The sequence below is a fragment of the Streptomyces sp. AC602_WCS936 genome (genome assembly GCF_019049125.1).
GTDB lineage: Bacteria > Actinomycetota > Actinomycetes > Streptomycetales > Streptomycetaceae > Streptomyces.
This window is the reverse complement of sequence record NZ_JAGMUF010000058.1, coordinates 132,763-141,886: the sequence shown is the minus strand read 5'-3', so window position 1 is coordinate 141,886 and position 9,124 is coordinate 132,763. Positions and strand designations below refer to the sequence as shown.

The 9,124-nt window shown below is 73.8% G+C and carries 12 protein-coding genes; 7 read left to right on the top strand and 5 right to left on the bottom strand.

All coding sequences use genetic code 11. The features are described 5' to 3' along the window. The first annotated feature begins 20 nt into the window (after positions 1 to 20). From KUM03_RS21240 to KUM03_RS21220, 5 genes are read left to right on the top strand one after another with little or no spacing between them, the layout of a single operon-like run. Positions 21 to 410 carry a Tat pathway signal sequence domain protein gene (locus tag KUM03_RS21240; RefSeq protein ID WP_217250865.1) on the top strand — a complete coding sequence of 130 codons (390 nt, stop codon included), beginning with the start codon at positions 21 to 23 and terminating at the stop codon, positions 408 to 410. Further along, on the top strand, positions 407 to 1,075 hold the full coding sequence (locus tag KUM03_RS21235; protein WP_217250856.1) for a class F sortase: 669 nt from the start codon (positions 407 to 409) through the stop codon (positions 1,073 to 1,075). Before KUM03_RS21240 ends, KUM03_RS21235 begins: the two co-directional genes overlap by 4 nt. After that, positions 1,072 to 1,563: an RNA polymerase sigma factor gene (locus tag KUM03_RS21230; protein WP_043371515.1), complete on the top strand. Its 492-nt coding sequence runs from the start codon at positions 1,072 to 1,074 to the stop codon at positions 1,561 to 1,563. The genes KUM03_RS21235 and KUM03_RS21230 overlap by 4 nt, the downstream gene beginning before the upstream one ends. Beyond that, positions 1,547 to 2,095 carry a hypothetical protein gene (locus KUM03_RS21225; RefSeq protein ID WP_217250855.1) on the top strand — a complete coding sequence of 183 codons (549 nt, stop codon included), beginning with the start codon at positions 1,547 to 1,549 and terminating at the stop codon, positions 2,093 to 2,095. Before KUM03_RS21230 ends, KUM03_RS21225 begins: the two co-directional genes overlap by 17 nt. Further along, positions 2,092 to 2,445, top strand: a complete 354-nt coding sequence (locus KUM03_RS21220; RefSeq protein WP_217250854.1) for a DUF952 domain-containing protein — start codon at positions 2,092 to 2,094, stop codon at positions 2,443 to 2,445. Before KUM03_RS21225 ends, KUM03_RS21220 begins: the two co-directional genes overlap by 4 nt. A 2-nt stretch (positions 2,446 to 2,447) precedes the next feature. Here the strand turns inward: KUM03_RS21220 and KUM03_RS21215 are convergent, their stop codons facing one another. The 3 genes from KUM03_RS21215 to KUM03_RS21205 all read right to left on the bottom strand — a co-directional run bounded on the left by KUM03_RS21215 (position 2,448) and on the right by KUM03_RS21205 (position 4,908). Beyond that, complete coding sequence (locus KUM03_RS21215) at positions 2,448 to 2,774, bottom strand: SCO5918 family protein (RefSeq protein ID WP_217250853.1); 327 nt, start codon at positions 2,772 to 2,774, stop codon at positions 2,448 to 2,450. A gap of 51 nt (positions 2,775 to 2,825) precedes the next feature. Continuing rightward, a complete protein-coding gene (locus tag KUM03_RS21210; protein ID WP_217250852.1) occupies positions 2,826 to 4,427 on the bottom strand; it encodes a DEAD/DEAH box helicase in 1,602 nt (533 codons plus the stop codon). A 277-nt stretch (positions 4,428 to 4,704) separates the two neighbouring features. After that, the gene (locus KUM03_RS21205) at positions 4,705 to 4,908 is read right to left on the bottom strand and encodes a cold-shock protein (protein WP_019324834.1); all 204 of its coding nucleotides are present in this window, start codon (positions 4,906 to 4,908) and stop codon (positions 4,705 to 4,707) included. A gap of 503 nt (positions 4,909 to 5,411) precedes the next feature. Here KUM03_RS21205 and KUM03_RS21200 point away from each other — a divergent pair. Both KUM03_RS21200 and KUM03_RS21195 read left to right on the top strand, forming a co-directional pair. Then, positions 5,412 to 6,038: a VOC family protein gene (locus KUM03_RS21200; protein WP_217250851.1), complete on the top strand. Its 627-nt coding sequence runs from the start codon at positions 5,412 to 5,414 to the stop codon at positions 6,036 to 6,038. A 257-nt stretch (positions 6,039 to 6,295) separates the two neighbouring features. Further along, a complete protein-coding gene (locus KUM03_RS21195; RefSeq protein WP_308406370.1) occupies positions 6,296 to 7,651 on the top strand; it encodes a phosphatase PAP2 family protein in 1,356 nt (451 codons plus the stop codon). Here the strand turns inward: KUM03_RS21195 and KUM03_RS21190 are convergent. Beyond that, positions 7,597 to 8,466: a GNAT family N-acetyltransferase gene (locus tag KUM03_RS21190; protein WP_217250850.1), complete on the bottom strand. Its 870-nt coding sequence runs from the start codon at positions 8,464 to 8,466 to the stop codon at positions 7,597 to 7,599. The genes KUM03_RS21195 and KUM03_RS21190 overlap by 55 nt on opposite strands. 52 nt (positions 8,467 to 8,518) lie before the next feature. Continuing rightward, positions 8,519 to 9,103 (bottom strand): TerD family protein, encoded by a 585-nt coding sequence (locus KUM03_RS21185; protein ID WP_217250849.1) that lies wholly within the window; start codon positions 9,101 to 9,103, stop codon positions 8,519 to 8,521. Positions 9,104 to 9,124: the final 21 nt, after the last annotated feature.

Genomic DNA, 9,124 nt, shown 5'->3' with positions numbered 1-9,124 from the left:
CGACGAGAGAGAGCGACCCGATGCGCCGCACCATCCTCAGCGCCGTGGCCCTGGCCTGCACCGCCGTACTGGCGAGCACCGCCCCCGCGTTCGCCGACGATCCCACCCCGACCCCCTCCGCCCCGGCAACGTCCGCCCCGGCCACCGCCACCCCGAGCCCCACCGCCGCACCGTCCGAGGCGCCGACGCCCTCCGCCAGCGTCCCGGCCCCCGCGGCCGAGCCGTCCGAGGCGCCGGCCGACGGCCAGGTGTCCGTCGTGCCCGAGGGCGGGGCCGACACCGGGACGGCGGCCCCGTCGTCCTCCGGGAGCGACGCCGGGCTGATCGGCGCGGGCGCCGGTGCCGGGCTCCTCGCGGGCGGCGCGGCCCTCTTCGTCGTACGCCGCCGGCGGGCGGCGACCGGGGCATGACCCCGCGCTCCGGGCGCGCCCTCGCCACCGCCGTACTGGCCGCGGTCCTCCTCGCGGGCTGCGGCGGCCAGGGGAACGACGCGGGCGGTCCAGGGCCCGGCGACGGGAACACGACCGCCCGGCCGCCCGCGGCCACGGCCCACGCCCCGGCCGGGAAGCAGGTGCGGCCCCTGGCGCCTTCGGTGCCGGTCGGCCTGCGCATCCCGGCCATCGGCGTGGACACCCCGGTGATGCGGCTGGGGCTGGCGGCCGACGGCACGGTGGAGGTCCCGCCGGTCACGGACGACGACGTCGCGGGCTGGTACCGGCACTCGCCGACCCCGGGCCAGGTCGGACCGTCCGTCGTCCTCGGCCATGTCACCGTCGGCACCCACGGGGACGGGGTCTTCCGCCGGCTCGGGCAACTGCGCCGGGGCGACCGGGTCGAGGCGCGCCGGGAGGACGGCACGGCGGCGGAGTTCACGGTCACCGAGGTACGTACGGTGGCGAAGGCGGACTTCCCGACCGACGACGTCTACGGGGACGTGGACCGCCCGGAGCTGCGGCTCATCACCTGCGGCGGGCCGCGCAGCGGCGACGAGTACCGGGACAACGTCATCGTCTTCGCCGAGCTGAGCGCGACCGCGACCGCCACCGCCACCGCGACCACGAGCGGAGAGCGTTGAAACGGTCCCGTGACAGGGCGGCGTCCGAGCTGTTCGCCGCCTTGTATCCGCGCCTCGCCGGCTGGTGCCGCCGTCTCGTCGACGACGACGAGACGGCCCACGAGATCGCCTCGGAGGCGTTCACCCGGCTCTGGGCCCGCTGGACGTCCGTCGACGAACCCCGGGGCTTCCTCTACGTCACCGCCGCCAACCTCGTCCGCGACCACTGGCGCAAGCTGGAGCGCGAGCGCCGGGCGGTGCGCCGGGTCACGGCCGAGGTCGCCGTGCGCCCGCACCCGGAGCAGGCAGACCCCTCGGTGCGGCTGCTCGTACAGTCCTTGCCGGAGCGGCTGCGCGTGCCGATCCTGCTGCACTACTACGCCGACATGCCGATCCGGGAGGTGTCCGTGCTGACCGGGCGCAAGGAGGGGACCGTCAAGGCCGACCTGCACGCGGCTCGTGAACTGCTCCGCGTCCACCTGAGGAGAAGCGTTGACCACACGCCTTGAGGACGGGCCGGACGACCCGGGGCCCGAGCGGGACGGCGACGATCCGCTGCTGGTCGTGCTGCGCCCGGGGGCCGACTTCCTCGGCCCGCCGCCGGGCCGCTACGAGGCGATCCGCCGGGCCGCGTCCCGCCGCCGGCTGCTGCGCGCCGCGGCCGGCGCCGCCGCGACCGCTGCCGCCGCCGTGCTGATCGCGCTGCCGCTCAACCGGGCGGCCCCGGCCCCGCCCACGCGTCCGGCGCCACCGCTGGCCCCGGCCCCCGTCGCCCCCACGCCGGAGACCTCACCGAGCCCGGCCCCGCCCCGCGACTCCACGCGGTCGCCGTCGCCCGACCCGAGCCCCGCCCTGCCGACCGAGGGCGCCGGGCCGACCGCCGCCACGCCGTCGGCCTCCGCACCGTCGGCCGAGCCGAGCGATCCGCCCGTCCGCCAGGCACCGCCGAGCGCACCCGGCACCGCGGCGCCCACGCCCTCGGCGCACGACCCCGTGGAGCGGGACGGCACGGCGGGTACGGCTGCTACAACTGCACGATGATCTACCACGTGCTGCCGCTCGCCGAGTGGAACGCCGACCCGGACCGGCCGTACGCGCCCGCATCCCTCACGCGGGACGGGTTCGTCCACTGCTCGCCCGACGAGGAGACGACGCTCGCCGTCGTCAACGCCTTCTACCGCGGCGCGCCGCGGCCCCTGGTGGCGCTGCTCCTCGACGAGGACCGGCTCACCGCGAGGTGCGTGTGGGAGGCGGCGGAACCCGGCCCGCCGCCGGGCGTCGCCGACGGCACACTCTTCCCGCACGTGTTCGGCCCCGTCGACCGCGCGGCCGTCCAGCGCGTGCTGGAGGTCCGCTGGGACGACGAGGGCCGGGCCACGGAGCTGTTCTGACCTCAGCGGTCCTGAGGGGCGGGGGTGCCGCCGAGCAGCGCGGACGCCGCCTCGACCGGCGTGACGGCGGACGCCGACGGCGCGGGCTCGGCACCGGGTGCGGCGTGGCAGGTGAAGCCCAGGCGGGCCATGGCCCGGGTGACCTCGCCGGCGGAGAAGTCGCGGCGGTCCTGCCGGGTGACGACCTCGCCGACCTGCTTGACGGGGTACCGGCGGCGGCCGACGGTCACCGACTCGCCCGTGACGGGTTCCGGCGTGATGCCCTTCATCGACTCCACCACCCCGCCCTTGGTGAGGTCGAACGGGTACCGGGCGATGACACAGCGCATGATGCCTCCACGTAGGGGACGGGGCGGATGGGATTTGCCGGGTCGTGGTTCCTAGGCCGACGCGCCACCGGAGGACCGGCGTCGCGGCCCGCGACGGGGGGCGTCACCGGCGGGCCGGCCCTGGGTGCCCGGGGCGCCGCGCCGCCGGCCGGGGCCCTCCTGACGGGTGCGGCCCTGCCCGGCGTTCTCCTGGCGGGCACGGCTCTGCCCCGCGCCGCCCTGGCCGGCGCCCGGCTGGCCGGTGCGGCCCTGCCCGCCACCGCCGCCACCGCGGCGCCGACGGGAGGAGGAACCCCCGCCGGCCGCCGCACGACGCGGGCGCTCCACGACGGGCGCGGTGATGACGACCGGCACTCCGGACGGCGCCTGCGCACCGGTGATGCGGGTCAGCTCCGCCTCGCCCGAACGTACCGGCGTGACCAGGGGGGTGATGCCGGCCAGGGACATGAGCCGGGTCATCTCGCGCCGCTGGTCGGGTGTCACCAGGGTGACGACGCTGCCGGACTCGCCGGCCCGGGCGGTACGGCCGCCGCGGTGCAGGTAGTCCTTGTGGTCGCCGGGCGGGTCGACGTTGACGACCAGGTCGAGGTTGTCGACGTGGATGCCGCGGGCCGCGACGTTCGTCGCCACCAGCGCGGTCACGTGCCCGTCCTTGAACTGGGCGAGGGTCCGGGTGCGCTGCGGCTGGGACTTGCCGCCGTGCAGGCCCGCCGCGCGGACGCCGCTCTTCAGCAGCTGCTTCACCAGCCGGTCCACCCGGTGCTTGGTGTCCAGGAACATGATCACCCGGCCGTCGCGCGCCGCGATCTCGACGGTCGCGCGCTGCTTGTCCTCCTCGTGCACGTGCAGCACGTGGTGCTCCATCGTGGTCACGGCACCGGCCGACGGGTCGACGGAGTGGACCACCGGGTCCGTCAGGTAGCGGCGGACCAGCCGGTCGACGTTGCGGTCCAGGGTGGCCGAGAACAGCATCCGCTGCCCGTCCGGCCGCACCTGGTCGAGCAGGGCGGTGACCTGCGGCATGAAGCCCATGTCGGTCATCTGGTCGGCCTCGTCCAGGACGGTGATCATGACGTCGTCCAGCCGGCAGTCGCCCCGGTCGATGAGGTCCTTGAGGCGTCCGGGCGTGGCGACGACGACTTCCGCGCCGCCCCGCAGCGCGCCGGCCTGCCGGCCGATCGACATGCCGCCGACGACGGTCGCCGAGCGCAGGCCCACGGCACGGGCGTACGGCGCCAGCGCGTCGGTGACCTGCTGGGCGAGCTCCCGGGTGGGGACGAGGACGAGCGCGAGCGGCCGCTTGGGCTCGGCGCGCCGGCCCGCCGTGCGGGCCAGCATGGCGAGACCGAAGGCGAGCGTCTTGCCCGAGCCCGTGCGGCCACGGCCCAGCACGTCCCGCCCGGCCAGGGAGTTCGGCAGGGTCGCCGCCTGGATCGGGAAGGGCACGGTCACGCCCTCGTCGCCGAGCGCGGCCAGCATCCGGGCCGGCATGTCGAGTTCGGCGAACGTCTCGACGGCGGGCAGTGCCGGTGTGACCGTCTTCGGCAGCGCGAACTCCCCCTGCGGGGCGGCCGGCCTGCGGCCGGGGGCCTGGGAGCGGCGGGGACCGCCGCCGCCGGAGCGTCGGCGGTCATTGGTGCGTACGCGGTTCATGGGGAACCTTCCTTGATACGGCACGTATCAAGGGAGTCCCGCAGCGAGGGAACTGCGCGGTGAATCGCAAGAACGAGCCGGCTCGGCCGCTGTCGGCGCATTGCTCTGCGCGGACGCGGACCGGGAAACGAAAAAAAGAGAATCGAAACGCAACGAATCGAAACGCGGCGAATCGGAATGCTACGAAGCGTAGCGAAGCGAAGAGAAGTGAAACGAAACGCGAGCGAGGGCCCGCACCCCACGGTGCGGGCCCTGGCTGCGAAGTGATGCGAGCGCGTCAGGCGACGACGATGTTCTCGGCGGTCGGGCCCTTCTGGCCCTGCGCGATGTCGAACGTCACCTTCTGGCCCTCGAGCAGCTCACGGAAGCCCTGGGCGGCGATGTTCGAGTAGTGGGCGAAGACGTCGGGGCCGCCGCCGTCCTGCTCGATGAAGCCGAAGCCCTTTTCCGAGTTGAACCACTTAACGGTACCGGAAGCCATGTTTTTCTCCTTCGGGACGGTGCTCGGAGTTCACCCTGTGCGAACTCCGGTCGCCGTGATGATCACCCCGTCGGAAAAAACCTTCAGGCAACCACAACTGCAACTTCCTACGACAGTAGCACGCCAGGTTCGCCGGAGGGCCGGAAAAAAGCCGCTCCGACCGGGTCGGATGGGGAATATTCGCACCCGGCCCCGGGGCGACCTGCGGGGACGGCGCGCTACCCCCGGACCTGGGCAGTGACGTCCTTCACGGCCTTCAGGGTGAGGGCCGGAGGGCCGGCTGGTACTCGGGCAGCGCGGCGTACTGGCTCTCGTGCTCGATGATCGCCACGGGGATGTCCCCGGCGGAGCGGGCCTCCGCGTCGGCGATGAGCGCTCCGCGTCGGCGATGAGCGCTCCGGGGCGGTGGCGGACGACTCGGGGACGCCCCGCCGCCGGGGCCGGCGCGGACCCGTCAGTTTTCGAGAAGCACCGGCGGCCCGGCCGCCCGTACCGTCGACGACATGAACGCCATCGACTCCATCACCCTGGAAGTGGCCGACCCCGAGGCCGCCGCCCGTTTCTACTCCGCCGCCTTCGGACTGGACTCGTCGCGGCTGCGCCTGCGCGCCTCCGAGGCCCCCACGACCGGCTTCCGCGGTTTCACCCTCTCCCTCGTGGTCTCCCAGCCGGGCAACGTCGACGCGCTCTTCACCGCCGCCGTCGACGCCGGCGCCACCGTCCTCAAGCCCGCCGCCAAGTCGCTGTGGGGCTACGGCGGCGTGGTGCAGGCACCCGACGGCACGGTGTGGCAGCTCGCGACGTCCAAGAAGAAGGACACCGGCCCGGTCACCCGGGACTTCGACGAACTGGTGCTCCTGCTGGGCGTCGAGGACGTGAAGGCCAGCAAGCAGTTCTACGCCGGGCAGGGCCTCGCCGTCGCCAAGAGCTTCGGCGGCAAGTACGTCGAGTTCGACACCGGCTCCGGCGCCGTCAAGCTGTCCCTGTACAAGCGCCGCGGCCTCGCCAAGGTCGCCGGTGTCGCTCCCGACGGCACCGGATCGCACCGGCTCGTGCTCTCCGGCGCCTCCCGCCCGTTCAGCGACCCCGACGGATTCGTCTGGGAGGCGGCCGAACCCTCCAGGGCCTGACCCGCACCGGAACTCGCGCCGGAACCCGCGCCGGAACCCGTTCCGTCATCCCCCCGTCTTCTCCTGTCGACGGGCCCGTACATTTCCCTTCGACAGGAAGACGACCAGCCCCAGCTCACCGCCCGTCGTTTTCGCCGGATTCCTTGCTATTGAGGCCATTTCGGGCTATTTCATAGCAAACAGAATAAAGATTGAGACACATGCCACCGCGGGTGTTTTCACGAATATGCCGCCAGCCACGGGCGAGACTCTGGGCCGTGGCGGGTGTGGCGGCCCTCGCATTCCTCGTCGTGCTGGAGATCGCCGCGCGTCGCTACGGCGAGCGGGGCCCGCTCACCAATCAGGCGAGAGAGGCGATATTCGCCCCCGCGTCGGGGCCGCTGCTCTACGCCGGCCTGGCGTTGACGATGGTGGTGCTCACCTGGCGGCAGCGGTTCCTCGCGGCCGGCGCCGCGGTCGGCATCGACCTCGTCTTCGCGGTGGTGCGGTGGGCGGCCGGGGCGACGGTGACCGAGGGGCACTCGTTCGGCAACGGCGCCCTGTGGGCGATCCTCGGCTGCGCGGTCGTCGCCGTCACGCGCCGCACCGGCCCGGACCGCGTCCTGCTGCTGAAGGGCGTCGGGCTGGGCCTGCTGCTGGTGGCCGGGCGCAAGACGGGTGACGCCTGGCTGCTGATCACCTCCAAGACCCGCCCGGACGTCCTCGACCAGTACGTGGCGACCGCCGACCACGCGCTCGGCAACCCGTCGTGGGTGATGGGCCGCCTGGTCGAGGCCACCGAACCGGTCGGCCCCCACGTCCTGGACTGGGTCTACGCCCAGCTCGCGGTGGCCGCGGCCGTGGCCGCGCTGTACCAGCTGCGCAACGTGGCCGCCGAGCGCCGCTTCCCCCGGCACCACCTGGTGCGCACCTTCCTGCTGATCGGCCTGCTGGGGCCGGCCGTCTACATGATCTTCCCCGTGGTCGGGCCCGTCTTCCTCTACGGCACGGGCGCCTTCGGCACCGGCGGCGAGGAATGGGCCGTCGCCAACATCTGGCCGGACGCCCTGCCCCCGCTCGCCCCGCCCCACCCGGTGACGTACGACGGGGTCACGCCCCGCAACTGCATGCCCAGCCTGCACACGGCCTGGGCCGTCACGATCTTCATCCACACCCGCCGGAGCCCGCGCCTCCTGCGCTACGCAGGAACGTTTTGGCTGGTCGCCACGCTCACCGCGACCCTCGGCTTCGGCTACCACTACGGCATCGACCTCATCGCCGGCGTGGTGTTCGCGGTCACGATCGAGGCGGCGCTGCGCTCGTACGACCGCGGCTGGGACCGGTCGGGGGTCTGGCTGGTCGCTCACGGCACGGTGGTCTTCGCGGCGGTCCTGGCGTCGTCCCGCTACCTGTCCCTGGAAATGGCCCGCGACCCGTGGGTGTTCGGACCGCTCCTCCTGCTCGCCATGGCCTCGGTGGTCCACGGCTACGTGCGGACCACCAGAAAGTGGGAGCCGAAGCCGGTGACCGTGCCCCGGCAGGCGGAAGCGCGGCTCGAGCCGGCTCTGAGCCCGCTCGCTCAGCCGGCGCTGACCGCGAAGTCGTACACGGACCACTCGGCGACCGGGCGGTAACCGAGGCGCTGGTACAGGGCGTTGCTGGTCCGGTTGGACGCGTTGGTGTACAGCACGACCTCCCGGGCGCCGGCGGCCCGCGCGGCCCGGCTCACCTCGGCGGTCACGGCACCCGCGTAGCCGTGGCCGCGCAGGCGGGCCGGGGTGTAGACGGGGTCCACCTGGATCACCCCGGCGACCATCGGATTGGCGCCGGCCATGGAGACGGGCGTGCCGTCCGGCCGCTCCCAGTAGGTGTAGCGCTTGTCGGCGAACCGAGTGCCGGCCCAGGAGCCGGCGTCGATCGTGACGGCTTCCCCCACGTCCGCGGCGAACTCGGCGCACCAGCGCATGAGGTGGGCACGGTCCTCCTCACCCACGGCCCGGCCCCGGCCCGCCGGAAGGGGGTCCGGCGGGGTGAGCGTGCCGAGGCGGTGCAGGCGGAGCCGTACGCGCGGTGTGGGCGTCGCCCCCGTGCGGCGCTGCCACGCCTCGGCGAAGGCGGTGGCGGTGCGGTCCTCGGCGCTGACGTAGGGGAGTTGGTGGCCGAGGTCCGCCAGGTGCGCGGCGAGGGCGTCGGCCTGTCGGGAGGTGAGGGGTGTCGGGGCCAGGCCGCGGGACGGGAGGCGGTGGAAGGCGGCGCGGACCTCGCCACCGTCCACCAGCCGGCCGAAGAAGGCCGGCCCGGGACCGTACGCGGCCGCCCCGCGCGCCCGCAGCCTCTCGATCGCCGTCAGCGACGCGATGTGCAGGCCGGGGCGCGAGCGCAGGAAGTCCCCGGCGCGGTCCATGAAGTCGTCGACGTCCTCGGTGAGCCGCCAGTCGTCCGATCGCATGCCGCATGGTCCCCGGCGGACCCGGCCGCCGGGAAGAGCGCCTCGGCAACGGCTACTTGGTGACCGCGAACCGCATCAGCGCGTGCTCGTCGCCCTGCTTGACCTTCCCCGTCTCGTTGACGACCTCCAGCTTCCAGGCGCCGTCCACCCGCACGGCCTTGGCCACGGCGCAGGCGTTGTCCTGGCTGAGCAGGCTGGGCCAGATGTCGGCGACCTGCTGGGTGCTGCCGCCGGTCGCGTCGTAGACCTTGAAGCTGATGTTGCGGGCCTTCTGGAAGGCGCTGCCCTTCTTGTAGGCGGCGGCGACGAACACGACCGACGTGATGGGGGCGGGGAGCCGGGCGAACTCGACGGTCACCGTCTCGTCGTCGCCGTCCCCGTGCCCGGTCTGGTTGTCGCCGCTGTGCAGGAGCGAGCCGTTGCCCATGGGGTCGAGGGAGTCGAGGCCGGCCAGACGTACCGGGTCCCCGCCCTGCATGGCGACGGCGATCAGGTCGAGGTCGGTGCCGGTCTTGCGGCGGAGCTTGCCGAGCACCCCGCCGCTGCTGCCGGCGGTCGGGTCCCAGGAGACGCCGATGGACAGGTGGGTCACCCCGTCCAGGTCCGCGGGGCCGTCTTCCTTCGTCAGCGTGATCATGTGGCGTTCTTCCTTGGATGT